Genomic DNA, 25,498 nt, shown 5'->3' on the forward strand with positions numbered 1-25,498 from the left:
TTTATCAAGCTGTTACGAAGTAGCCAATGCTCTCTGGAGCATTGGCTACGAAGTCAAAGACGACTTAATTATAATTTAAATTGATTAATTTCATTTTGCAATTCAACCGACAGATTGGATAGCTCCGCCGCTTGTGCTGCCGCCTCTTGAGCTTCTTGAGCGAAGTCTTGAGAAACATCCCGTATTCCTTCCATGCTACGTGTTATTTCTGAAGTCACCGAAGACTGCTCTTCCGCTGCAGAAGCAATTTGAACCGCCATATCACTGATTGATTCCACCGTTTTTTGAATTTGGACCAAACTCGCAGCCGCGGAATTAGAGTCATTAACACTGGTATCAACCCACTTGCGGCTGCCATCCATAATGCTCACCGCTCTAGAAGTGCTGCTTTGCAAGGTTTCAATCATCGTTTGAATTTCCTGAGTCGAAGCATGGGTACGCTGACTTAAAACTCGCACTTCATCAGCCACCACAGCAAAACCACGACCTTGTTCACCCGCTCGAGCCGCTTCAATCGCTGCGTTCAAAGCCAAGAGATTGGTTTGATCCGCAATTTCCTGAATGGTCGATAAAATGGTACTAATTTGGTTTCCATTTTCTTCAAGCTCTTGAATAACGCCCGTCGCTGTATGAACCTCTGTTTCCAAAGACTGGATAGATTGCTGTGTTTGCTGAACTAACGCTGTACCATGAGCAGAAGCCGTCACCGCTTCCGATGAGAACTGCGCTGTATTCTCTGAATTTCCGGCTATCTCTTGGGTAGCGGCCGCCATTTCATTGACTGCGGTAGCCACCATATTAATTTCATCTTGTTGCATGGTAATACGAACACTGCGCTCTTCCGCTTGTGCAGCCGTAATTTGTGATTGTGAAGAAAGTGATTGTGAAATGCCGCTTAATTTCGTCACCATGGTATGCATATTCCCAACAAATTTATTGAAATTTAACGCTAACTGCCCCACTTCATCACTACTGCGCGGTTCTAAACGTTGAGTCAAATCCCCCTCACCCGAAGCAATCTCTTCTAATGCACTAGAGACTCGGAGTAAATCACGGAACAAGTAACTCACTAACCAAGAAACCAATACAATAATAATGATCGTAATAATTACAGCACTGAACATCAACGTTTTAATTAATGTATCTAACGAGGCATACTCCGTATCTCTGTCCATAATCAATTCAAGATATAATGGAGTATTAGGAACAGCCATTGTGAAAATCAGTGTTTCATGACCCGCTCGACTAAAAGGAACCACTTCACTTTTTCTTGCTGATTCTTGAATAAATGACATCGTTAATTCTTTAAAGCGACTATTTACCGGTTTTAGTACCATCGATGTATCTGGGTGGCCGAGAAATGTACCATTTTGACTATCAATCAATGCAACATAAGCATTATCACCAACATGCAGACTTAAAATAATGTCGACAATGTCTTTAATAAGGATATCAGCCCCAACGACACCAAGCATCTGCCCATTTTTATACACAGGCTGGGCCATGGTAATCATATTTTCCCCGGAAACTGCATCTTTATATGCCGTAGTCGTAATGGTGCGCCCAGCTGCGGCGGCCTCTCGATACCAAGGACGAGTTCTTGGATCAAAACCATCAACGGTTTTCTCAGGAAAAGAACGAAACATCTCCCCGTTACTCGTCCCAAAAAATACCTCATAAAAACCGGCACTTTTACGAGTTTGTTGCAAGAAAGCTGGAAGATTCGGCTCAGTCACATGTTCTGCAAATGCAGAAAGAATATCGGCTCGAACCTCTACCCAATCTTCTAATGCTTTAGCCGCCGTATCTGCAACCCCTTCCGCTCGATATAATATCGCTCCATCGGTATGCCTTTCAACTAAACCTGCGGATAACCAAGTGAGAACACTTGCCATAACAAACACCGCTAATAGGCTAGCCATATTTATTTTCTGTTTTAATGTAAGTTTCATGGAATATCCCTGTAAGACAATTGAACCTTTTCGCAGAGATTATCAATATAATTTACAACTCGCATCTATTATATTAAAAAAATATTCAAACCATTAATAAATCACCAAAACAAATGAATTCACATCAAATTAATGGCAGGTGTCAATATTTGAACTATATAAAAAACATTACACATTAAATTATTAACGCTAGTGTAAAATAATTTAATAACAGAAATAAAATAATTAATAATAAAAAAACCAACATGGCGACACGCATTTCATAACCTAAAGTCATCTAGATTAATAATAAAGATTGCCAAAAAATCTGATTATATCGAATAGAAATAAAAAACTAATTTATCCATAAAACAGACCACTTAAACTCGACAGAAACCTTTAAAAACAAAATAAACATCTAATTATCAATGTTTACATAAAAAACGACCAATCGCACTCACCCTACATTGTCCCTCAACCTGTAATTGAGCTGAGAGGGAATAAAGGCCTCGCCGCTCCTCATCACATTGACCGATCACTGTCAGTCTATCCCCAACGTTTATCGGGTGATGAAACCGGACAGTCAGTTGAGCCGTTAACGCAGGAATCCCTTGCTGTAACAGACAGTGCGTCATTGCCGCATCCAATAACGAACTAGCAATACCACCATGCAATAAGCCTAAGTACCCTTGGTGCCGGGGCTCTACAGTAAAAGACCCCGTGACTTTTCCATTCAAAACAGCCGTAAAGTTCATCCCTAAAGAATAAAAGTTTTTTTCTGGTGTCGAACACACCGCACACATTACGTGAGAATCCACTGCTGCTGACATTCATTTATCTCTTTCTACCGTTGAATCATTAATAGCATATGCTAATTATAATTTACAAAAAGGAGTGGAATCATTGTTTGCAATGAATACTCAATTCACCAAGGTGCATCCCCATCATATTTTCTCCAATTCTGCTGAAGTTGATTCAGCAATCAAAAATTCACCCCATTTATCGATTCAATTGTATAAAGATCACATTGCGTCAAGTTGTATATTGAACACAATTTGTGCAGGCGTATGCTTTTGCTGAATCGATTCAGTTCAATAAAACTCGACAATAACATAAGGAAAGACAATGAAAATCACACCAACATTTGCTGCCGTGTTACTGGGTTTAACGACAATGAATAGCTACGCGGTAGAATTTGTACTAACCGACTCAGATCAGGCAAAAGAAGTGGGAGACTGGCAAGTTACCCACAACTCACTGGGGTTTACCGATAGTCACCCGTTCTCTATTGAAAAACGTCAATTGCAGGGAGGAAAACAAACGGGAGTCGACGTTCTCATCATTGATAATGGGACCCTCTCAATCACTTTAGTTCCAACTCGTGGTATGGGAATTTATGATGTCAAAATGGATGGTCAACGAATTTTAGGTTGGAACTCCCCTGTCAAAGAGATTGTGAACCCGGCATTTATTGATCTTGAAAGTCGTAATGGTTTGGGCTGGTTAGATGGCTTTAACGAAATGTTAGTTCGTTGTGGTTATGAATGGACAGGCCACCCAGGCGTTGATGACAATGGACAGTTACTCAGCTTACATGGCCGAGTGCAAAATACCCCAGCCTCAACGGTAAAAGTGATTATTGATGATACGCCACCACACAAAATTACTATTGAAGGTGAAGTGGCTGAACGGACCTTTAAAAAAGCAGAGTTAGTAACGCTAACTCGGCTAGAAGTCACCCCGGGTGACAATGCCTTTGCCATACACGACACGCTGACCAATAAAGCCGATTATGATGACGAATATCAAATTATTTATCATTCCAATTTTGGCCATCCCATATTGGAAGCTGGAGCAAAAGTAACCGCGGCCGCCAGTGAGATTTCTCCTTTTAATGATTATGCTCAAGCCGGATTAAACAGCTGGCAAACCTATCTTGGCCCAACAAAAGGGTTTGATGAAATGGTCTTTAACTTAAAACCCATTGGGGATAAAAATGGCCATTCTCTTGCGGTACTGCATAACAAGGCGGCAAATAAAGGGGTTGCGGTCGGATACAATGTGCAGCAACTGCCAGTTCTTACGCTATGGAAAAACACCGATACAGAACAACAAGGTTACGTAACGGGTATCGAGCCAGGAACCAGTTATGCATACAATACCAAGTATCAGCGCCCTCTCGGTTTAGTACCAACCATTAAAGCAGGGGAAAGCAAAGACTTTAATGTGACCTATACCGTATTACGGGACCATAAAGAGGTCCAACAAGCGTTAAAAGAAGTGCAGAAAATTCAAAAAAATTCGCCAGTAAAAACGAGTAACACTCTGATTGTAGACTTAAATAAGGTTCAGTAATCTCTTAAAAAATCACCAATAAGGCTTGATAAAAATCAAGCCTTATTATGAATACTTATAAATAAAATCATTAACGATATATCGCAAATACCGCTACAAGCACAATGAGCAGGACCGAGATATCCATAACACCGACTCATCATACCGCCTATGACTATAGCGGAAGGTGTGTTATTTTCCTCTATCCTTAATATCTCAACTCCATTTCTGATTATTCTTTATGCCTACACACCAAACAATTTCATCACCGTCTCTTGCTCGCCAGTTATTTCAAATGACTTGGCCAATGCTATTTGGTGTGCTCTCACTAATGAGTTTTCAACTGGTTGATAGTGCATTTATCGGTCAGCTTGGTGTTTTACCTCTTGCTGCTCAAGGGTTCACCTTACCGATACAGATGGTGATTATCGGAATTCAAGTTGGCTTAGGTATTGCCACCACCGCCATTATTTCCCGAGCACTGGGGGCGAGCCAGTTTCATTATGCAAAACAACTTGGTGGTTTAGTCATCGCCATGGGAGGGATTGGTATTGCTTTGTTGGCAGTAGCACTTTACTTAATTCGTACCCCCATATTGCATTTACTCGGAGCTCCTGAGTCCCTCATCCCCATTATTGATAGCTATTGGATTTGGTGGCTAGTCAGCGCTTGGACAGGAGCCATGCTGTATTTCCTTTATAGCTTATGCCGAGCGAATGGTAATACGATACTACCAGGCTCAATGATGATCATCACCAGCCTGCTCAACCTGTTACTGGATCCTTTGTTTATCTTTACCTTTGATCTAGGTATTGAAGGGGCTGCGATTGCGACCATTGTTTCTTTTAGCATTGGGTTAATGCTAATCGCACCACGCATCATTGCTCGACATTGGATGCGGTTTGACTGGCAAGGGCTAGACATTAAACGCAGTTTAATCTCTATTGGACACATAATGGGGCCAGCCATGATGAGTCAATTACTGCCTCCTGTCTCCTCCATACTGGCAACAAAACTACTGGCAAGCTTTGGTACCACAGCCGTTGCCGCTTGGGCACTAGGCTCTCGGTTTGAATTTTTTGCTATTGTTTCCGTTTTAGCCTTAACCATGTCGATGCCTCCGATGGTTGGGCGTTTGCTTGGCGCTGGCCAAATGGCTGATATTCGTCAATTAGTCAAATTAGCTTGTCGTTTTATCCTGTTATTTCAACTAGCCATTGCAACGATTACCTTTATTCTTGCATCTCCACTCGCTCATTTAATGACCAGCGATGAGAACGTCTCAATCATTTTAAATTGGCACCTAATGATTGTTCCGATCAGCCTTGGCTGCCTGGGGATGTGCATGCTGTTGGTCTCCGTTTCGAATGCGTTAGGGCAATCTTATATTGGGTTACTTATCTCAGCGCTTAGACTGTTTGCTTTTTTCTTACCTTGTTTATGGTTCGGTGCCTATTGGGGGGAAATTAAGGGACTTTTTATTGGCGCTCTCGTCGGTAATATTTTGGCAGGCCTTTCAGCTTGGTACATCTACCGTCACGCGTTACAACGAGCTGAACAGGCATTCGCTCATCTCAACCGTTTTGAATGATATAAAAATAGGCGCTCAATCTGAGCGCCTATTTTATGTCCTTATTTTTGAACAAGCGATTAACGTGTCCGGCGCGCTTCAACCGCAGCAGCCAACTGACGTAATGCGGTTTCTGTGTCATCCCAACCGATACATGCATCCGTGATTGATTGCCCATAAACAGGCGCTTTCCCATCCACCAAGTCTTGACGACCTTCCACAAGATGCGATTCAATCATTACACCAAAAATAGCATGCTCACCCGAACGAATTTGCGTACAAATATCTTCAGCCACCACCATCTGGCGTTGATACTGCTTCGAACTATTCGCATGACTAAAATCAATCATTACTTTTTGTTTTAAGCCGGATGCTTCCAATTCTTGTTTGATGGCAGCAACATGCTCGGCACTATAATTGGGCTCTTTACCGCCACGTAAAATAATATGGCAATCAGGGTTACCTGCGGTTTCTACAATCGCTGAATGGCCAAATTTAGTAACAGATAAAAAATGGTGTGAAGCACTAGCAGAACGAATCGCATCCGAAGCAATTTTAATGTTACCGTCTGTACCATTTTTAAAGCCGACAGGGCAAGAAAGGCCAGAAGACAGCTCTCGATGAACCTGAGATTCGGTAGTCCTTGCACCAATCGCTCCCCAACTGATCAAGTCCGCGACGTATTGCGGCGTAATCATATCTAAAAACTCGCTGGCGGTAGGGATGCCCATATCAGTTAGATCCAATAATAGCTTACGTCCAATCCGTAAGCCGTCATTGATTTTATAAGAATCATCCAAATAAGGGTCATTAATTAAACCTTTCCAACCCACCGTCGTGCGCGGTTTTTCAAAATAAACACGCATCACCACTTCTAATTGATCACTCAGCTCTTCGCGCAATACTTTTAAACGTTGCCCATACTCGATAGCCGCTTCAGGATCATGGATAGAACACGGCCCAACCACTACTAATAGGCGGTCATCCTTGTCATGTAAAATATTATGTATCGCTTCACGTGCTTGAAACGTTGTTGAAGAAGCGACGCTACTAGCAGGAAATTTCTCTAGAACCGCAACAGGGGGTAACAGCTCTTTAATTCGTTTAATATTGACATCATCAGTTTGGTACATCGCTTACTTCTTCCTATTACTTGTACTTACCACTGTCGGTTATCCCACCGCAGCTTGGTTAACATCTACAAATAACTTAAAGACTTCATGCAGCAAGGGCAAGCATTATTTTATATAAAATGCAATCTAACACCATTATTTACAACAATAGGAATGTGTAATTATTTTTTTACACCGTAATGACTGAGGAAAAACTGCACACATTGCTGCGCAATCAGACGTTTCTTTTCAGAAGTTAAATGGAGTGGAGAACCAAACAATTGTGGCCAGAAAGATTGTCCTTTCACTAAACTGTGTAACTGTTTATTGGCTAACTCAACATCTGGAATCCATAATTGTTCTTTATCTGTTTGCTGTTTTAGCCAACGCAGTAATGGGGTTTCATTATTTGCCATCTGTAAAGTATGCATTTCAAGCTCTTGTGGGCGATACAGATAATAACTTAACACCACCCTTGCAAGATCAAGATATTCACGAGACGTTAATATTTCAATTTCACTGAGCAATAAATATTCAAGCTGTTTATCTAACGGTTCAAAGGCAAGCTGAGCTGGTTCAATAAGGTGATTAGTGACTTGCCACAATTCAGCCATCAATGTCATCACTAACTGCTCTTTCGAAATAAAATGGTTGTATACCGTCCTTTTCGATACCTGCGCCATCGCTGCAATTTTATCCATACTGGTGCTTTGTGCACCAAATTCACGAAATGCCTCTCTAGCGGCCTGAAGAATGGCTTCTCTTTTAAGTTCACTGCGAGTCTTTTTCATCCCACTTTGCCTTCGTATCCATCATCGATTTCCATAAATAGTACACTAATGAGTTTACTTTTCATCCTAAAATCGATAAACTACACCGACTAGTTTACTTAAATAGAGAACTGAAAACGTGCAACACAAAGAAGTGAAGCGCACACCAATAGATAATTGACTGATAAAAAGGATCATGCGTATGAATATATCAACAAACCATACTATAACACTCACCAAACCTGCTGTTCACCCTCAACCTTTACTTGAACACCAAACTGATTTCCAAGCCAACTTATACGACTTTTTGGTCACCTCTTGGGCTTACTTAAATGCTGAACGTGAAGAGATAAACGTCGCTTAATAGCGGCCTACACGATCTACCTCCAAGAAAAATCACCACCTTAAAACGACTGAGTTATACTCAACAGTAAGAAGTTTAGCGATTGCGTACTCATTATTGATAATAAATATCAATTACACTAAATCCTCTAAATAATCGTCTATTAAGGTGACAACAATGATGAATCGAGTCACATCCTGGCTAGAGAAAGATCCTGATCCTAAAACTCGTCAAGAACTACAAATGCTTATTGATAAGCAACAAATGGATGAGATTGCAGAACGATTTAAATCACGATTAGAATTTGGTACCGCAGGGCTGCGAGGAAAAGTCGGCTGTGGACCAAATCGAATGAACCGGTTGGTGATTCAGGAAACCGCCGCAGGGTTAGGTGCCTATTTAATTCAGCAGGTTGAAAATGCCCAGCAACGTGGGGTTGTGATTGGCTATGATGGACGCCTCGATTCTCAGCAATTTGCTCAAGATACCGCCTCAGTACTCACTGCTTTAGGTATCAAAGTGTATCTCACCCATCAAGTTGCTCCAACGCCAGTGGTGGCTTTTGGTGTCAACCATTTTAAAGCCGCTGCTGCCGTTGTCGTTACTGCCAGCCATAATCCCCCAGAATACAATGGTTTTAAAGTTTACTGGGAAAATGGCGCACAAATTATCCCACCTCATGACGCTGGCATTGCAACAGAAATCGACCTCGCGGCAATGAAAGAAATTCCAATCCTAGACTTGCAGGCAGCAGAGCAACAAGGCCTACTAGTTTGGCTAGAAGAAAACTATTACCAGACTTACCGCCAAACCATTAATGCCAACCCACTTCTTCAGAATCACACCCACCCAGAAAGTATCACACTGGCCTATACAGCGATGCATGGTGTTGGCGCTGAAATGGCGGAAACGTTACTAGCAGATGCAGGTTTTACTCAGGTGTACAGCGTGCAAGAACAGCGGGAGCCAGATGGCACTTTTCCTACCGTTCATTTCCCGAACCCAGAAGAAGCCGGCGCGATGGATCGCGTGATAGCATTAGCCAGCTCAGTCAATGCCCAACTGGCTTGTGCCAATGATCCTGACGCTGACCGGTTTGCTGTCGCTATCCGTAAATTGAACGGGGAATACCAAATGTTAACGGGCGATCAGGTCGGGGCTTTACTGGGCCACTACTTGCTCAATCAGACTCATCATAAGCAGCCACTGGTCGGAAATACCATCGTATCGTCTAGTCTATTAAATAAAATAGCCAACACTCATGGTGCGCAATATTATCAAACGCTGACTGGATTCAAATGGTTAACCAATATTGCCATGCAGCAACAAAGTGAGCCACATCCTTTCTTATTTGCCTACGAAGAAGCCTTAGGTTACACCGTTGGCAATACTGTCTGGGATAAAGATGGCTTATCTGCCATGGTTGCCTTTGCACAACTTGCCGCTGAGTTATATAGCCAAGGTAAAACAATTTGGGATCAACTTGAGTCTCTTTACCGTCAACATGGTTTATATGTCACCGCTCAACGTAGTATTGCACTGGATCCGGATACGCCCCCCATTGGCGATCAACTGCGTGCAGCACCACCTCAATCAATTGCAGGCAAGCCAATCTTAAGCTGGGACGATCTCAAACATGCGCTTCGTCACCATCAAGATGGCTCAAGCGAAGCTCTGACTTTACCCATCAGTGATGTACTTATTTACCATTTAGCCGATGGCGCTCGGGTAATTGTTCGGCCTTCAGGCACTGAACCGAAACTCAAATGCTACTATGAAGTGATCGGCAGTTTTAACCATGATGAAGGCTTCAGTGACGCTCAGCAACGAGCTGAAGAACAAATGGCACTCTTAATTAGTGAACATCAACATAGCCTAACCTAAAGAGACAAGCATAGCCTCGGTTATGAGGCTATGCTTCTTTACGAGGTAAAGAAAGAAGTTAACATTCCGCCAAGCATCCAGAGTGCCAACACCAAAAAAATTCCCCCCATGAATTTATGCTGATAACACCGAAACTTATCACTTTCTAATAACCGGTTCCCGCATAACCCCACCAAAGCGACCAACAAAAAATTAAACAATAATCCACAAAGATTAAGTAAAATGCCCAAAGCGAGCATTTGCTCACCTGAGCTGGCGGCTATCTTATGAGAGACAAACTGAGGTAAAAACATAACAAAGAAAACCAGTGCCTTAGGGTTAAGTAAATTACTCAGTAAGGCTCGTTGATAGAACGTTTTTGCCAATGTTGACTCAACCGTCACTATCGCCGCTGAATACTCCGTCGCCCTCAGACAATCGATACCCATTTTCAATAAATACGCCCCACCGAATAGCTGTAGAATCGTCAACGCCATTGGATTCATGGCAACCATGGTTGATACGCCCAGTGCTGCCAGTAACGTTAAAATAACACCAGAAGTGGCATTGCCTAAACTGGCAAAAACACCCACTTTACGTCCATAAGTCAAACTGGAGCTGGCAATCAATAACATATCTGGACCGGGTAATAACAATAACGCAACGACAGCGGTGAGATACACAGGAAGAATCGACAAATCAATCATTACTATCTTTCATATAATTAATAAAATCAGAAATTTTATATCAATAAACAATCAAAACATAATGATATGAATAAGATATTGATGAAATAACCAGTCAATTACTTCAATAAAAAATCATGCGCAATTTTGTACAAAAAAAATCCTACCGTTTGCAGTAGACTAAAAGCCCAAACATGGAAGAGCCGACGATGGAAAAACGACACCCAGTAAAGGAAAGCGCTAAATTTCAGATTGCCGAAGAGCTTGGCGGAATTGAGCTACTCGATGCTCAGTATGAGACCCAAAACTTTTCTCGCCATAGCCATGAAGGCTATACCGTTGGAGTGATTGAACGAGGCGCACAGTGCTTTTTCCGCACAGGTAGTAACCATGTAGCACCACAAAATAGCATCATTTTAGTCAATGCTGATGAAGTACATACAGGGCATTCGGCAGTAGAAGGTGGGTGGGCATATAAAGCCATGTACCCACTCCCAGAACAATTTCAGTCGATTGCACAAGAGTTGGGAACAAACAGATATGGAGCCCCCTATTTTCCAGAGGCGGTGGTGTATGATCCCGAACTTGCCAACCAATTTCGACTCGTCTTTGAAACACTAGAGAAATCCAATAACAGACTGCTCCGGGAAACGTTGGTGTATGCCAGTCTTGTTAAATTGATGAGCCGTCACGGAAAAACACCACCAAAACCGACCGAAACGTCAAAAAAACAACAACTCATACGGGTGAAAGCATTTTTAGACGATTTTCCTCAGGCAGATGTCTCTCTTACAGAACTGGCGAATCTGGCGGAGATAAGCCCTTTTCATTTAGTCCGAGCTTTTCAAAAACAATTTGGTTTTCCACCACATGCTTATCAAATTCAAGCTCGCTTGCGTTATGCTAAAACTTTATTAAAAACTGGTCATTCCATCTCTGACACCGCTCAAGAGTGTGGCTTTCATGATCAAAGCCATCTACATCGTCATTTTAAAAAAGCCATGGGGATTACCCCTCGGCAATACATGAACTCTTAAGCAACTTTGTACAAGTATCTCTTGCTCAATGGTGGTTAGATAAGGTTTTCACACTGTATTTTTTCAAAGCAACAAGATACAGTCAGCCTATTGATCAGGATGATTTATGAGTAGCCACATTTTGTCACAACACACTGAAATAGAGTCTGAGTCACGCTTATTCTGGCAAGGCTGCCTTGCCATGTTACCGCTCAGTATTGCTGTTTTACCTTGGGGATTATTAGCAGGATCTTTTGCAATTGATGCTGGTTTAACCTTATTAGAAGGCCAAGCACTTTCGGCGATTCTCTTTGCCGGTTCTGCACAGTTGGTCGCTATTGGAATGATGAAAACAGGCGTGGGATTAATGACCCTACTGATGACCACCTTTTTTATTACTTCTCGTCATTTTCTCTACAGCGTCTCCATGCGCAAAAAAATAAGTCCACTGCCTCTTCGTTGGCGTTTAACGCTTGGCTTTCTTCTCACCGATGAATTATTTGCTATTTGTGGACAACAACGTGATCAGCAATTTCATCCTTGGTATGCATTAGGAGCCGGGCTTAGCTTTTATTTATGCTGGAACCTAGCCACTTTGGTGGGCATTATTGCTGGGCAATACCTCCCCGCTTTAAATGAATTAGGTTTGGAATTTGCCGTGGCGGCAACCTTTATCGCGATTGTCATTCCCACGGTGAAAAATAGAGCCGTTTTAGTCTCCATACTCGTCGCATTGATACTTTCCGTCGGATTAACCGTCTTTCATGTGGAAGGAAGTTTGATGATAGCCAGTATTGGCGCTATGTTAGCGGGATTTTTCACCGAACAAATTACCGGGGGCAAAGCATGATCCTTATTTCTATTTTTGCCATGGCAGCCTTGGTTTTCTTAAGTCGGTATCTATTTCTAGAGCCACACCTCCCTCTTAAACTCAGCCCAGCATTGCACCGATTACTGAGCTACTCAGGCCCTGCGGTCTTAACCTCCATTTGGGCCCCTATTGTCTTTACGGATCAGGGGACACTTTGGGTCAGCCATCACAACCCTTATTTATGGGCTGCGCTACTGGCCGTAATATTGGCGTGGAAAACCAGCAATGTACTGCTCACCACTCTCATTAGCATGGCAATGTTTTTATTGCTCAATGTCGTACTCTTGTCTTGAAACGAAATGTTGCTTCATCAACCACTCCAATCTAAGAGTGGAGACCTCAACTCACTCGGCTGGCTTACTCTGCCAGCCATTCAACCTCTATCAAGACTTGATCACCACATTTTAAGCGCCCTAAAAATCGATCCCCTTGATGTACTTCGCCAACGCCTTGAGGCGTTCCTGTCATAACAATGTCGTTATCACACACAGTTGTGTATGTTTTTAACTCGGCCAGAATCTCTTCTGGTTTATAAATCATTTGTGCCACACCACCGCATTGTACTCGGACACTATTAATAAATAGCTCCAGTTGTAAATCAGAGATCACCACGCCTTGCAATGGAATAAATCGACTCAATACCGCAGAGCCATCAAATGCTTTGGCCCGCTCCCACGGTAACTGCTTCTGTTTGAGCTGCGATTGTAAGGCCCGTTTAGTAAGATCTAATCCTAAGCCAACCGCCGTATAGAGACCATTTTCAACCAAAAAGCAGATTTCAGTTTCGTAATGCAACGCTTCTTGATGAAAAGCCCGTAAAGTGGAAGTGATACTGCTGTTAGGCTTGTTAAATACCACCATTTGTTCCGGGAAGGGATTATTCAGCTCTTTGATATGATCGACATAATTGCGCCCGATACATAGCACCTTTGACGGATACACTAACTGCTCTGCATAACGAATGGTGTTCATTTTTCGTCCTTGAATGATGAGTAAAAACAAAGTGTAACCGATCTTTTTTAATCACCAACCCTAACCATAAAAATCCTGATAAAAATAAGATCATTCGCTCAATATTAATGAATGATCTGCCCTTCCTCCTCTTATACCTTCATTTTTATTCAATAAAAACAAAACGTAATCGTCACAATTAAGCAATCAAACCGTCATTTAAAAACCGTAACTTACTCTCAACCAAAGCATAGAGCATGAAGCTCAATTCACTATCAATAAGGTAATAACAATGAAACAAGCAGTAGTAGCAACCGCAATCTTCGCAGCACTCGCTTCTGGCTCAGCGATGGCAGCAACTGTGTATAAAGCAGAGGGTACAGAACTTAAAGTAGGTGGTCGTGCAGAAGCACGCTTCAATATCTCGGATAATAACGAATCTGATGACTCAACCAAATTTAAGGACAAGTCACGTGCTCGCTTCAACTTAGTGGGTAAAACCACCATTGCTGATGACCTATATGGTTTTGGTAAGTACGAAGCTGAATTAGATGGCGACGACAATCTGACTAACCGTTATTTCTTTGCTGGGCTTGGCACTTCTGTCGGTGCATTTTCATACGGAAAACAAGATTCCGCACAAGTCATGCTCACCGATTTCACTGATATCATGGCAACCTTTGGTGCCGATGCTGCCGATATCGTCGATGGAAATAAAGACAAACGTGCGAACAACTTCCTGTATAGCGCTCAATTTGATGCACTCTCACTTCAAGCTAACTACCTAGCGGGTGATGAAAAAGATGCGAATGGTGATGAAAACAGCAGCTTCGGTATCGCGGTAAAATATGACTTTGATATGTTCACACTGGGCGCTGGTTATGTCGGACAAGATAATGACGACAAACAGTTTAACCTTGCTGCTTCTGTCACCCCCATTGACACTCTTAACTTAGCTGCACTCTTTGTCAAAGGAGAAAAAGCTTCGGAAGACATCACTGGTTATGAGATTGCCGCTAAATTTAAAGCAAGCAAACAATTAGATTTAGTGGGTGTGTATAACTTCCAAGAGAATGATGACACCGATACCGATCTCGCCAAAAACTTTGCTATCGAAGCGGTCTACAAATTTAATGGTCATATTCGTACCTATGCGGGTTACAAATTTGAACAATTAAAAAACAAGGATGACCAACTACAAGCTGGCGTTCGTTACGATTTCTAATTACTCGTATACTCCATAAATACTGTCCTTTTGGCCAAGCTTTGCTTGGCCTTTTTTGCACCAAAACATTGCATTCTGCCCAATCATTATGCATCCACCCCGTGATATGATTAAAAATAATTTAATAACTGCATGAAAAATAATGCTTTTCATACGTGGCATATTCCATGCTTATATTAAAAGCCAGATGCAAACCGCGTTTGTGCTTCTTTGAGTGATTAGGCAGAAATCACGCTCTTTTCCTTGGCCTCCCGCTCTGGGAGGTTTTTTTTTCACTGCAATAAACGCTTATCTCAGCTATCTTCACTCTATTCAAACAACACAGATGCGCAGAGCAATAAAACGTGCCTGCCCAGATACTGATTTATTGAGATGACGAACATGACAACCCCCATCAATATCACTTTATACCGCTGGGCTGGTCAGTTTGGCCCTTTTAAAGTCACAATACCTTGTGGTGAATGCACCTTAACGCTCGATATCCTCAAAGATAGCTTCAACCATGAGCTGTCGGGTGTGGAGATTAATCTAGAAACGAAAGATTGGCTCAGTCATTGGTGGGAACCATTGAGATTCGGTGCTTGGCATGCGCCGATTGTTGTGGTTGAAGGTAAAGTCGTCAGCCAAGGTGAAGCCTTAAATCGTGGTATGCTTGTTCAAGCAGTGATTCAAGAATGGGGAAAACGCCAACCACTGCAAGGAAACATCGTATTTGGTAAGGCAAATTGTCCTTACTGTCAAAAGGCCCAACAGGCCTTACATGAAGCCGACATTCCTTTTCAGTACTTTGACGTTGTAAAAGAAAGTGCTGCACTTTATCGAATGATTCCAGAAGTAAAAGCGATCATTGGTCTAAAAACGCCAGTTACGGTTCCACAAATCTGGCTTGATAGCCAATATATCGGAGGCTACGATGCTTTGACTCATTGGTTAGCCCGTCTCTCCTCTTCACCTTCCACAAAGAGTCCGTCACGAAATCCATAAAGCAAAAGCCCCGAGTGAGTACTCAGGGCTTTTCATATTCCGTTTGGGCAAAATTATTTGCTCATTTTCTTCCACATGCTTTTGATGAAAGATTTTTTCTTTGGCTTAGCTTTGCCGTAAAGGGCTTCGTGCATCATTTGTTTAGCGATGATTTGGCCCATATAAGCTGTACCTAAATCGTTACCCATGACACTCTCCTACATTTAATATGTAAATTAATTACCAAACAAGGTAACTATATCACATAAATAGGCATAAACAAGACAAAGATCACATAAATCAAGTTGTTTTATTACAGTTTAATTTCGTTTTGGTTGCTGGTAGGTTTTCCCTGCCGCTTGATAGGTTTCTTTCGTCTTAACGGAAAACTGTGAATCGAAAAACCAAGCAACAAACTTAATAACATCTTCACCTTCATTCATCACGTGTTCAAAAAACTCTTGCTCTTCCCCTTTTTCATCATTTTCTTGTGTCACATGATAGATACGTTTTTCTCCATCAACCTCTGCCAAAGTAAACTGCCCAGTTAAAGCCTGTGCAGCTTCAGCAATATCGGTGTCTTCATTCGTTTTTAACATGTCCAAAGCTTGTGGCAAGTTTGGCTGTTGACACAGGCTTTTGACCAAAGCCTCAAATTGATTTTGCTGCATAATTTCCCCCAATATGATTTAAGAGGAGAATTATATACTTAACCGCAGCAAGGTACAGAATTCAAACGTTCAAGCGACGATCCTGCATTCGATTACCCCCTCATTCATAGCAAAAGGAAAAGGAATTACATCCAAAGTAGTAGCGCCACGCAGTGGAAAAGCCATGCATCTTCATCCATAGTTTCTCTATGCATATTACAACTCATGCTGTCGAATCACGCTAAAAACCGGATCCTTTTCCTTTAAATAATTAATGTGAGCAGGCTATGACAACCATCAGTACTTTGGCTAGGGATACAGTCAGTTTGGCAACAGTCAATGAATTACTGTTACTTGACGGTCAATCCCTCTACGAACAATCGGTATCAATTTTACATACACACTTTCAGACGCAGACCACTCAATTACTTGAGATCGACAAATTAAGCTACAAAGCGCTTTCTCTTGCCTATGCGGGGGATCAGCCAGAAGCAAATCATTCCTATCCAATAAAGGGAAGCATTTTCGAACACATCACACGCTCAAAGCTGGAGTTCTCACTAGTCACTGAGCACGTAGAACCTCTCTTTCTACAAAGCCCTCTTCTTACTCAAAATATGCAAGCGTATGTAGGGCTCCCCATAAAAACCAAAACAGGTGAAGTACTTGGCTTATTATTGTCGACTTTTTCTCACCCCATCGAACATAACGATCCCGCTATCGAATACCACCGCATTATTGCTCGGCTATTGACCCACAGTTTACGGAATAAATGGCTAAGTGATCGCTCGGAAAGTTTAATTCAGCAGCTCAGTTATGAAGTATCTCATGATAACCTGACTCACCTTCTTAACCGCAACTGCTTATCCGATAAGCTCGACTACTTAATAGAGAATAACCACCAATCTTTTACTCTGGCCTATCTCGATATTGACAACTTTAAAGCCGTTAATGATCTCTTTGGCCATTATATTGGTGACCAAATCATCAAATATGTCGCCAATACTCTCTTTCAGTGTGTATATAATGAAAATTTAATTTTCCGGGTTGCGGGGGACGAATTTGCTTTTATTACCTTTTCCAATGATCCATTAAAAATGTGTCGAATGATCTTAGAAAGATTGGAACCGGGGTATCGAGACTCCAACCACCATATCAAGGTCGGCTTAAGTATTGGCCTTGCAAAAAAAAGTGTGACCATCAACAGTTCTGATCAGCTAATGCTCAATGCTAGCTTGGCACTCAAAGAGTGTAAAACACAGCATAACCAACCGATTCGTTGTTACGATACACATCTTAGCCATGACTATCATCGGCGAACACAAATGATTAATGCCTTACGTCTAGAGTTAGATAAGCCACTGGAGAGAGCACATGAACTGTCCGTTAATGTACAGCCCATTGTTCAGCGTCATGAGCCTGCATGGCACTATTTCGAAGTGTTGGCTCGTTGGGAAAACCCACAACTTGGCATGATTTCTCCAGTCGAATTTATTGAAGTAGCAGAACAGTCAGGGTTAATTATGGAGCTTGGAGAACGAATTGTGGAACTGGCCTGCCAAGCGAAAAGGGTATTGGAGCAATCTCTTAATACCAAAGTGCAACTTGCCATTAACTGTTCCGCCCATGAAATTACCCACTCCTCCCATTATTTAAGCCACTTAATGGCAGTGATAGAGCGCTACCAATACCCCCCCAATGAATTTACCATTGAACTCACAGAGACCGTGTTACTGTCTAAAACCACGGAAGTTACCCAGATCCTCAATCAACTACGGGAATTAGGATTTAAAGTAGCATTAGATGACTTTGGAACGGGCTATTCTAGCTTAAATTATATTCACAGCTACCCAATTGATTGTATAAAGATAGATGCGACATTCATTCGCAACATGTTATGTAACGAGACATCTGAACGCGTAGTGTGGTTGATTATTCAGTTGGCCAAACAGCTGAGTGTCGATTTGATTGCGGAAGGGGTCGAGAGCCAACAAGCACTGGATAAATTATATGCCATGGGGTGTGAAAAAATTCAAGGTTACTATTTCGCTAAACCAACCCTACCCGCACAAATATTGCAGCAGTGGAAAAGCTGGCAAGCAGAGCATCCGTCAAAGGATTAGCGATATCTGCTTGCCGAGAGGCACTAACCTTCTGAGTCCGTATCTGCAGTGTTAGCGGCTAATAAACGGTCTTGTTGTGCAAGAAGCCGATCTAATTCATTACGTCGAGCAATAAATTGTGCCATCTCTTGTTTTGGTACAGAATTCGCCATTGGAATATTGGCCGTCATCGGATTCACCGGGCGACCGCGCACAATCAGTTCATAGTGAATATGGGGGCCAGTGACTCTTCCTGTTGCGCCAGATAAGCCAATTCGCTGTCCACGCGTCACTTTTTGCCCTTTACGTACCAGTATTTTATTAAGATGCAGATAACGGGTCATGTACGTACTACCATGTTGGATCGCAACGTAATTACCCGCATAAGGGTGGTTACGTGTCATAACGACCACACCATCCCCCGTAGAAACGACTGGTGTACCCGTTGGAGCAGCAAAGTCTGTTCCGTTATGAGGTGAAACTCGCCCAGTAACGGGGTGACGGCGATTGGGGTCAAAACCTGATGACATTCGCCACTGACTTGTCGTGGGGTATCGTTGGAAAGCGCGCTGTAAGCTCTCACCATTTTTATCGTAATACTGGCCATCTTTATATAAATAGGCCGAAATTTCGCTACCACGGTTGTAAATTTTAACCGCTTGAATTTCTTTATTACCCGTCAGTTGATCTCCGACAAATTGACGCGACAATACGACTTCAAAACGATCCCCCGAGCGAAGATCACGCCCAAAGTTAATTTTGTCTTTCAATAGACTGACTATCTGATCAATATCGGCACTTCCTAACCCTAATTGATTTGCCGACTGTGAAAAACTGCCTTGAATCTCACCAATCATCGCCAATTCTTTCCAGCGGCCCGGTACGTTAACCTCTTTAAATTCGTAGCTACCATCATCCAAGCGGGAATAAACGGCCCCTTCAACTAAACTGAATTTCAACTCCATTTTAGCTAATGTTTGCCCGTCTGCCGATTTCCAAAATCGCAGTGTATTACCCGGTTTTAATGTATCTAGGGCCAGATAGTTTAAGTCTGTTTCCATGATTTTCATCAGTTCTTGATAACGAAAACCAAGCTGATTAAAAATAGAGCTTAAATTATCACCGGGTTTGATCTCATACTCATAGTCAGGATAAGAGACTTTCTTAGTTTCAGCCGTGTCAGACAAAATTGACTCGACAATCTGAGATTCAGTAATGGTTAAATCGATTTTTCTTGAGTAGGGCTGGTGACTCAAAGACGAAGACACTGCCGCAATTGCCAGTAGAGGCAAACCTATAATGGAAGCTTTCTTACCTTTAGAAAGCTCCGAAAATCGAAAAAAAAGAGACTTTGGTAACACAATTAACCCGTAGATACTGTTAAAAGAGACAAAAGGGTAAAACTTTCTTGCTTAAAAGTCACCTTTTGAGCAAAAAACAACCCATATTTGACAAACGTATCAAGAAGATTACTGAGCCGTCAGCAGCATACAATTATCATCACCAAACTGGTTAGCCACATAACCATCCGCTTGGGAATCATTCATCCATTGTTGCTCATTCAGTAAGTAACGATACTGAAACTTAGCATCTTTAGGTAAACGAACCTTAAACTTGTAGATATTCGATTTGGCGACCTTCTTCATCGGTTGTGGTTGCCAATCTAAAAAATCAGCCACAAGAGCAACACTGGTGGTCTCTTTTGGAACTTCCACCTCAAACGTCACCTCAACTTCATTTTTTGTTTTAAAAAAACGTTTACTAATCATAACCAACTCCCTTTATGTATCCATTTTGTTCAATTCGGCGGATTATAAGCATACTTACGCACATGCTCAATATGGAATCATCGTATTTATCCTTTCCCTCTAGTGAGAGAAATAATAGTGTTCCATCTCATTCAGCAGCTCAATTTTTATCCATTATTTACTGCTAATATCCCATTATGGTCAGACAAAATAAGATTGTTATGATCTATCTCAGATAGCCAGTAAATAATCATATTCAACCAGATTAAGCCCCGCCCTGTTTGGGCGCTCCCTTTACAGAGATAAAAATGAGCGTAGAATTCCCAGCGTCCTTTATTCCCCTATATTTATTAAGGTGATCATGCATGTTTGCCATTTATGAGTCTTATAAAGCGGGTTTACTCAGACCCAATCAGTGGGTCAAAAATATTACCGCTGGTATAATTGTTGGTGTTGTTGCTTTACCTTTAGCCATGGCTTTTGCGATCGCTTCTGGCGTTAAACCCGAGCAAGGGATTTATACAGCCATCATTGCGGGGATCATCGTTTCATTGTTTGGTGGCTCTCGGGTACAGATTGCTGGGCCAACCGGAGCATTCATCGTTATTTTAGCCGGTATCGTTGCTGAATATGGTATCGCTGGGCTACAAATCGCTACTATGATGGCCGGAGTTATTCTGCTGATTCTTGGTATCGCCAAGCTCGGCAGTATTATTCGTTATATTCCAAGCCCAGTAATTGTTGGTTTTACCAGTGGTATTGGTGTCATTATTTGGGTTGGTCAGTGGCAAGAATTTTTTGGGTTGCCCGCAATTAGCGGTGATCACTTCCACCAAAAGTTAATCGCCATTTTTTATGCCTTCCCTCAATTAGATCTGACCACGACTCTACTTGGCTTATTCTCGCTCGCGCTGGTTGTTTTTGGTCCAAAAATTCCAAAGCTTGCTAAAGTTCCAGGTCCATTGCTAGCACTACTGGTCGTCACCAGCCTGCAGTATATTATTGGTTTTGAGGGCGTTCGCACCATCGGTTCTGCCTTTGGGGGCATCCCTCAAGGGTTACCTGAGCTGGCAATTCCTCAAGTCAGTTTTTCACAAATCCTACAATTGATAGGCCCAGCCTTTGCGATTGCGATGCTAGGAGCAATTGAATCACTCTTATCTGCCGTTGTTGCAGATGGTATGTCAGGCACGAAGCATAATTCAAATCAAGAGCTTGTTGGCCAAGGGGTAGCCAATATTGTAGCCCCACTGTTTGGGGGTATTGCAGCAACAGGAGCCATTGCACGTACTGCCACCAATATTCGTAACGGGGGGAATAGCCCCATTTCCGGTATTATCCATGCACTGACGCTGGTAATCATTTTACTGGCATTAGCCCCCCTTGCCGTCAATATTCCTTTAGCAGCTTTGAGCGCCATTTTATTTGTCGTCGCTTGGAATATGAGTGAAGCCCCCCATTTTATTAAGCTGATCAAACGAGCACCAAAAGCCGATGTCGTCATCTTACTGATCACATTTGGGTTAACGGTGTTTGCAGACCTTGTGGTTGCAGTCAATATTGGGGTAATCATTGCCACCTTACATTTTGTGAAACGAATGGCGGCCAGTGTTGAAGTCAAAGCCAGTACCCCGCGTGAACTCAATTATGAGCTACAACATCACGGAATTTCTGAGCTTCCTAGAGAGATTGCCGTTTACGCATTAGAAGGTCCTTTCTTCTTTGCGGCTGCAGAAAACTTTGAACAAGTGATGAGCAGTATTCAAGAGACTCCAGAAATCTTAATTATTCGTCTAAAATGGGTACCGTTTATGGATATAACGGCACTACAAACATTAGAAGACATGGTTCACCACTTCCATCGAAAACAAGTTAAGGTGCTAATTTCCGGTGCGAATTCTAGGGTTGCGCTTAAACTTCGCCGTGCAGGTATTATTCAATTGGTGGGGGAAGAACACTTCTTCTCAGAATTTGATGATGCGTTGAGCGCAAGCTTGGCAGATATTAAAGCCCAGTAAAAAGCCGCCATTTATCTACACAAATTTCATCGCCCTTAACCTACCGAGTTAAGGGCTTTTTTATATGCACGCTTGTCACTTCACCAAGAGAATGGCCCGAGATCAGCAAAGAGCCACTTCTAGCATGATAAAAGAGCAGGAAAGGGCTTAAACACCCTCTTAATTATTGAAACAATAACAAAACAAACCACCATTTAATTTCAATATAACAGTGCAAATAATTGAATATTTAACTCAATTAGATGAATAGTATTGCAAACATATCCAAAGGCAGATATTCTGATCGCCAAGGCAATGGTCACCATATTGAATAAAAATATCTGACCAATGCCTTTCGTTTATGAGTAAAGCATGGGAAAAGAAATGCAAGATAATAGTCAACCTTTAACACCCTCTGCCAAAAAACACTCTGCTGGCAGCTTTTGGATGTTCTTCCTTCCATCATTAATGGGTGTATTTTTGTTTATGGCCCCCGTTTATTATAATGGTGGCCTAACCATTCCCGTTGCTGTTTTAGCTAAATCGGTACAAGCATTATTTAGTGATTACCTCGTTGGTATCATTACGCTCATTGTTGCCTTTATGGCGGTCGCCTCCGTTATCACCAAACTATTCAAACCTGCGGTCATTCTTCGCCACACTTTTCTTAATAACCTTCTTAATCCAAGTTGGGTTTGGCTAGTCGTTCGAATCATCGGTGGTGTAGCGATCATCATGACATTCTTCCAAATTGGTCCAAGGGAAATCTGGGAAGAAGATACTGGTGGCTTGGTATTGGAAGGGTTACTTCCGACGCTGTTTTCTGTGTTTATTTTTGCAGGGCTTTTGTTACCCCTCCTACTTAACTTTGGCCTGCTTGAGCTCATGGGAAGCCTACTCAGTAAAATCATGCGCCCTTTATTCAACCTTCCCGGGCGAAGTGCGATTGACTGTACTGCCTCTTGGCTCGGTGATGGCAGTGTCGGCATTCTTCTGACCAGCAAACAGTATGAAGATAAATTTTATACTCAGCGTGAAGCTGCCGTGGTCGGCACCACCTTTTCTGCAGTCTCGATTACCTTCAGTTTGGTTGTTCTCGCACAAGTGCAATTGGAACACCTATTTTTGCCATTTTATGGAGCTATCTGTCTTGCGGGTGTGGTTGCAGCCGTAATTATTCCCCGCCTTCCGCCATTAAGTCTAAAAAAAGATGTGTTTATTGATGGTTCAAAACCAGAAAAAGATGCCGATGCGATACCACAAGGGTACAGTACTTTTTCTTGGGGACTATCACTGGCTCTTGAAAGAGCCGGGCAAGTCAAATCAGCCAAAGCGGTTTTTGGTGAAGGCATCCGCAATGCCGTTGATATGGTTTTTGGCGTACTGCCCGTCGTAATGGGCCTTGGTACCATTGCTTTGGTGGTGGCAGAACACACCTCTATTTTTGCTCTGCTTGGTCAACCCTTTATCCCTTATTTAGAAATGCTCGGGGTGCCTGAAGCTGTACAAGCATCAAAAACGATTGTTGTTGGTTTTGCTGACATGTTCATCCCAGCAATTCTAGCAGCATCGATCGACAACGAAATGACATGTTTTGTCATTGCCGCTATGTCCGTGACTCAGCTTATCTATATGTCTGAAGTAGGAGCTCTGCTACTTGGCAGCCGTATTCCGGTCAACATCGTAGAACTATTTGTGATATTTATCTTGCGAACACTCATCACATTACCAGTGATTGTGGGGGTTGCTCACCTAGTTTTCTAAATTAACACGAGCAAATTGCGTTAAAAAAGCGCCGTTAATGCGCTTTTTTTATAGGCCAAGATAAAACAAAAGCCGCCTAAATTGGCGGCTTTTGAATATAAAACAAGTAACAGATAGCGTTATTCACCATCATTAGCTTTAGGGGGCGTTTTCTTTTTCGGGATAAAGACTGAATCACCCACCGCCACATTTTGGTAGTAACTCTTATCCCGCTTAACGGGTTTCTTCGTCGCTTTCTTTTGCTGAGTTTTTGCTTTATTGACAACAACCGCTGCTTTGTTTACCGCTTGACGAGCTTTTAAGCCCTTAAATTTCCCCTGTAAACCTTCCAACACATCGAACTGAATGTCTTGTTGCAAAAAGGCTTCTACACGTTTAAAACTGTCCCAATCTTTAGGGCCAACGAGAGAAATCGCATCCCCTTTATTACCGGCCCGTCCGGTGCGTCCAACACGGTGAACATATTCTTCGGTATGTTTCGGCATATCAAAGTTAATGACATGTGTCACACTGGCGATATCCAACCCACGAGATGCAACATCGGTTGTTACTAAAATTTTAAAAATAGCACGTTCGAATTGGCTCATAATTGTATTGCGCTGAGTTTGATTTAAGTTACCACTCAAGGCAACTGCTTTTAGCTGCTGCTGATTTAGCTTCTCAGTCAAACGCTCGGTATCCACTCGCGTTGCTGTAAAAATAATCACTTGGCGATAATCCGCCTCTTGCAAAATACGATCAAGTAGCGCTTCTTTATGATCTAAATGATCACACAGATAGAAACGTTGCTGGATATCTTTGTGCTGCTCGTTAGATAACCCAATCGCAATACGCTTGGGATCGTTTAGCATTTCATAAGCAATATCATTCATTTCTGCGTGATCTAACGTCGCAGAAAACATCAATGTTTGTCGACGACGATGCTTCGCCGCTTTATGAATGTGTCGAAGTTGTGGAGCAAAGCCTAGGTCTAACATGCGATCGGCTTCATCCAGAATGAGGGTTTCTAACCCATCGAGAAAGAGTGAACGATGCTCAAGATGATCAGCTAGACGTCCTGGGGTCGCAACAATAAATCGAGGCCCACGACGTAAAGCTTTAACCTGATCATTAAAGTTTTCACCTCCAGTGATCAAGGTTGCCGTATAACTGAGTCCAGCTAAGGCCGAGCGTAGCTCACTATACACCTGCTTGGCTAATTCTCGAGTTGGAACTAAAATGACTCCCCGAGGGTCTTTAGCAGATAATGCCTTGGTTTTTAATGCCTTATGCAGCATTGGAAGCAAAAAGGCTAACGTTTTTCCCGATCCCGTTTTTGAAGAGGCCAGTAAATCTTTTCCCGCCATTGCGACCGGAATAGCTTGCCGTTGGATATCGGTCGCTTGCTTGAAGTTATAATGTGCTAATGTTTTCAATAAGCGATTGTCTAGGCCTAATTCTTTAAACTGCAAAGGATTCTCCAATAAAAATTACTACGGCTGACACTCTATACTCACACTACCCACTGGTAGGGGTAAGTGAGTACATTCCTCATGCTATCGTGAAAGAAATAAGCGTAGCCAACATCGCTACTCACCCAAAGAGAAATGAAGCAGCAAACCA

Annotated in this window: 23 protein-coding genes; 12 read left to right on the plus strand and 11 right to left on the minus strand. The window is 42.3% G+C overall.

Annotated elements, in window-relative coordinates; translation table 11 throughout:
* Positions 1-68: 68 nt before the first annotated feature.
* Both EXA13_RS03625 and EXA13_RS03630 read right to left on the minus strand, forming a co-directional pair.
* Positions 69-1,952 (minus strand): methyl-accepting chemotaxis protein, encoded by a 1,884-nt coding sequence (locus EXA13_RS03625; protein WP_238131938.1) that lies wholly within the window; start codon positions 1,950-1,952, stop codon positions 69-71.
* A gap of 404 nt (positions 1,953-2,356) precedes the next feature.
* The gene (locus tag EXA13_RS03630) at positions 2,357-2,761 is read right to left on the minus strand and encodes a PaaI family thioesterase (RefSeq protein ID WP_238131939.1); all 405 of its coding nucleotides are present in this window, start codon (positions 2,759-2,761) and stop codon (positions 2,357-2,359) included.
* 295 nt (positions 2,762-3,056) lie between these two features.
* Between EXA13_RS03630 and EXA13_RS03635 the strand changes: the two genes are divergently transcribed.
* The gene (locus tag EXA13_RS03635; RefSeq protein ID WP_238131940.1) at positions 3,057-4,286 is read left to right on the plus strand and encodes an aldose 1-epimerase family protein; all 1,230 of its coding nucleotides are present in this window, start codon (positions 3,057-3,059) and stop codon (positions 4,284-4,286) included.
* 220 nt (positions 4,287-4,506) lie between these two features.
* On the plus strand, positions 4,507-5,856 hold the full coding sequence (locus tag EXA13_RS03640) for an MATE family efflux transporter (RefSeq protein WP_238131941.1): 1,350 nt from the start codon (positions 4,507-4,509) through the stop codon (positions 5,854-5,856).
* Between the two features lie 59 nt (positions 5,857-5,915).
* Here the strand turns inward: EXA13_RS03640 and aroG are convergent, their stop codons facing one another.
* Together aroG and EXA13_RS03650 are read right to left on the minus strand one after the other, a co-directional pair.
* A complete protein-coding gene (gene aroG, locus EXA13_RS03645; RefSeq protein WP_238131942.1) occupies positions 5,916-6,968 on the minus strand; it encodes a 3-deoxy-7-phosphoheptulonate synthase AroG in 1,053 nt (350 codons plus the stop codon).
* 161 nt (positions 6,969-7,129) lie between these two features.
* Complete coding sequence (locus tag EXA13_RS03650) at positions 7,130-7,738, minus strand: TetR/AcrR family transcriptional regulator (RefSeq protein ID WP_238131943.1); 609 nt, start codon at positions 7,736-7,738, stop codon at positions 7,130-7,132.
* Positions 7,739-7,919: 181 nt separating this feature from the next.
* Between EXA13_RS03650 and EXA13_RS03655 the strand changes: the two genes are divergently transcribed.
* Complete coding sequence (locus EXA13_RS03655; protein ID WP_238131944.1) at positions 7,920-8,081, plus strand: hypothetical protein; 162 nt, start codon at positions 7,920-7,922, stop codon at positions 8,079-8,081.
* A 156-nt stretch (positions 8,082-8,237) separates the two neighbouring features.
* Positions 8,238-9,944 carry a phospho-sugar mutase gene (locus EXA13_RS03660; protein ID WP_238131945.1) on the plus strand — a complete coding sequence of 569 codons (1,707 nt, stop codon included), beginning with the start codon at positions 8,238-8,240 and terminating at the stop codon, positions 9,942-9,944.
* Positions 9,945-9,982: 38 nt separating this feature from the next.
* Here EXA13_RS03660 and EXA13_RS03665 read toward each other — a convergent pair whose 3' ends face one another.
* The gene (locus EXA13_RS03665; RefSeq protein WP_238131946.1) at positions 9,983-10,630 is read right to left on the minus strand and encodes a LysE family translocator; all 648 of its coding nucleotides are present in this window, start codon (positions 10,628-10,630) and stop codon (positions 9,983-9,985) included.
* 188 nt (positions 10,631-10,818) lie between these two features.
* Here EXA13_RS03665 and EXA13_RS03670 point away from each other — a divergent pair, with 188 nt between their 5' ends.
* The 3 genes from EXA13_RS03670 (at position 10,819) to EXA13_RS03680 (ending at position 12,789) form a co-directional block, all read left to right on the plus strand.
* Positions 10,819-11,646 carry an AraC family transcriptional regulator gene (locus EXA13_RS03670; RefSeq protein ID WP_238131947.1) on the plus strand — a complete coding sequence of 276 codons (828 nt, stop codon included), beginning with the start codon at positions 10,819-10,821 and terminating at the stop codon, positions 11,644-11,646.
* Between the two features lie 106 nt (positions 11,647-11,752).
* A complete protein-coding gene (locus EXA13_RS03675; RefSeq protein ID WP_238131948.1) occupies positions 11,753-12,475 on the plus strand; it encodes an AzlC family ABC transporter permease in 723 nt (240 codons plus the stop codon).
* On the plus strand, positions 12,472-12,789 hold the full coding sequence (locus EXA13_RS03680; RefSeq protein WP_238131949.1) for an AzlD domain-containing protein: 318 nt from the start codon (positions 12,472-12,474) through the stop codon (positions 12,787-12,789). Before EXA13_RS03675 ends, EXA13_RS03680 begins: the two co-directional genes overlap by 4 nt.
* 64 nt (positions 12,790-12,853) lie before the next feature.
* Here EXA13_RS03680 and EXA13_RS03685 read toward each other — a convergent pair whose 3' ends face one another.
* Positions 12,854-13,468 (minus strand): fumarylacetoacetate hydrolase family protein, encoded by a 615-nt coding sequence (locus EXA13_RS03685; RefSeq protein ID WP_238131950.1) that lies wholly within the window; start codon positions 13,466-13,468, stop codon positions 12,854-12,856.
* A gap of 271 nt (positions 13,469-13,739) precedes the next feature.
* On the opposite strand from EXA13_RS03685, the gene EXA13_RS03690 reads away from it, so the two are divergent.
* Both EXA13_RS03690 and EXA13_RS03695 read left to right on the plus strand, forming a co-directional pair.
* Positions 13,740-14,672, plus strand: coding sequence for a porin (locus tag EXA13_RS03690; protein ID WP_238131951.1), 933 nt, complete (start codon positions 13,740-13,742; stop codon positions 14,670-14,672).
* Positions 14,673-15,053: 381 nt separating this feature from the next.
* On the plus strand, positions 15,054-15,656 hold the full coding sequence (locus EXA13_RS03695; protein WP_238131952.1) for a glutaredoxin: 603 nt from the start codon (positions 15,054-15,056) through the stop codon (positions 15,654-15,656).
* A gap of 53 nt (positions 15,657-15,709) precedes the next feature.
* Here EXA13_RS03695 and EXA13_RS16805 read toward each other — a convergent pair whose 3' ends face one another.
* Both EXA13_RS16805 and EXA13_RS03700 read right to left on the minus strand, forming a co-directional pair.
* A complete protein-coding gene (locus EXA13_RS16805; RefSeq protein ID WP_267490088.1) occupies positions 15,710-15,844 on the minus strand; it encodes a hypothetical protein in 135 nt (44 codons plus the stop codon).
* Positions 15,845-15,955: 111 nt separating this feature from the next.
* Positions 15,956-16,306, minus strand: coding sequence for a hypothetical protein (locus EXA13_RS03700; RefSeq protein WP_238131953.1), 351 nt, complete (start codon positions 16,304-16,306; stop codon positions 15,956-15,958).
* A gap of 266 nt (positions 16,307-16,572) precedes the next feature.
* Here EXA13_RS03700 and EXA13_RS03705 point away from each other — a divergent pair, with 266 nt between their 5' ends.
* Complete coding sequence (locus EXA13_RS03705) at positions 16,573-18,408, plus strand: putative bifunctional diguanylate cyclase/phosphodiesterase (RefSeq protein WP_238131954.1); 1,836 nt, start codon at positions 16,573-16,575, stop codon at positions 18,406-18,408.
* Positions 18,409-18,431: 23 nt separating this feature from the next.
* On the opposite strand, the gene EXA13_RS03710 is transcribed toward EXA13_RS03705, so the two are convergent.
* Entirely contained in the window at positions 18,432-19,748 is a 1,317-nt protein-coding gene (locus EXA13_RS03710) for a peptidoglycan DD-metalloendopeptidase family protein (protein WP_238131955.1), read from the minus strand.
* 108 nt (positions 19,749-19,856) lie between these two features.
* Positions 19,857-20,156 (minus strand): isoamylase early set domain-containing protein, encoded by a 300-nt coding sequence (locus EXA13_RS03715; protein ID WP_238131956.1) that lies wholly within the window; start codon positions 20,154-20,156, stop codon positions 19,857-19,859.
* A gap of 344 nt (positions 20,157-20,500) precedes the next feature.
* Here EXA13_RS03715 and EXA13_RS03720 point away from each other — a divergent pair, with 344 nt between their 5' ends.
* Positions 20,501-22,153, plus strand: coding sequence for a SulP family inorganic anion transporter (locus EXA13_RS03720; RefSeq protein ID WP_238131957.1), 1,653 nt, complete (start codon positions 20,501-20,503; stop codon positions 22,151-22,153).
* Positions 22,154-22,516: 363 nt separating this feature from the next.
* A complete protein-coding gene (locus EXA13_RS03725) occupies positions 22,517-23,896 on the plus strand; it encodes a YjiH family protein (protein ID WP_238132179.1) in 1,380 nt (459 codons plus the stop codon).
* A gap of 119 nt (positions 23,897-24,015) precedes the next feature.
* On the opposite strand, the gene EXA13_RS03730 is transcribed toward EXA13_RS03725, so the two are convergent.
* The gene (locus tag EXA13_RS03730) at positions 24,016-25,347 is read right to left on the minus strand and encodes a DEAD/DEAH box helicase (RefSeq protein WP_238131958.1); all 1,332 of its coding nucleotides are present in this window, start codon (positions 25,345-25,347) and stop codon (positions 24,016-24,018) included.
* Positions 25,348-25,498: the final 151 nt, after the last annotated feature.

This window comes from Vibrio cincinnatiensis, assembly GCF_022113815.1.
Lineage (GTDB): Bacteria > Pseudomonadota > Gammaproteobacteria > Enterobacterales > Vibrionaceae > Vibrio > Vibrio cincinnatiensis_A.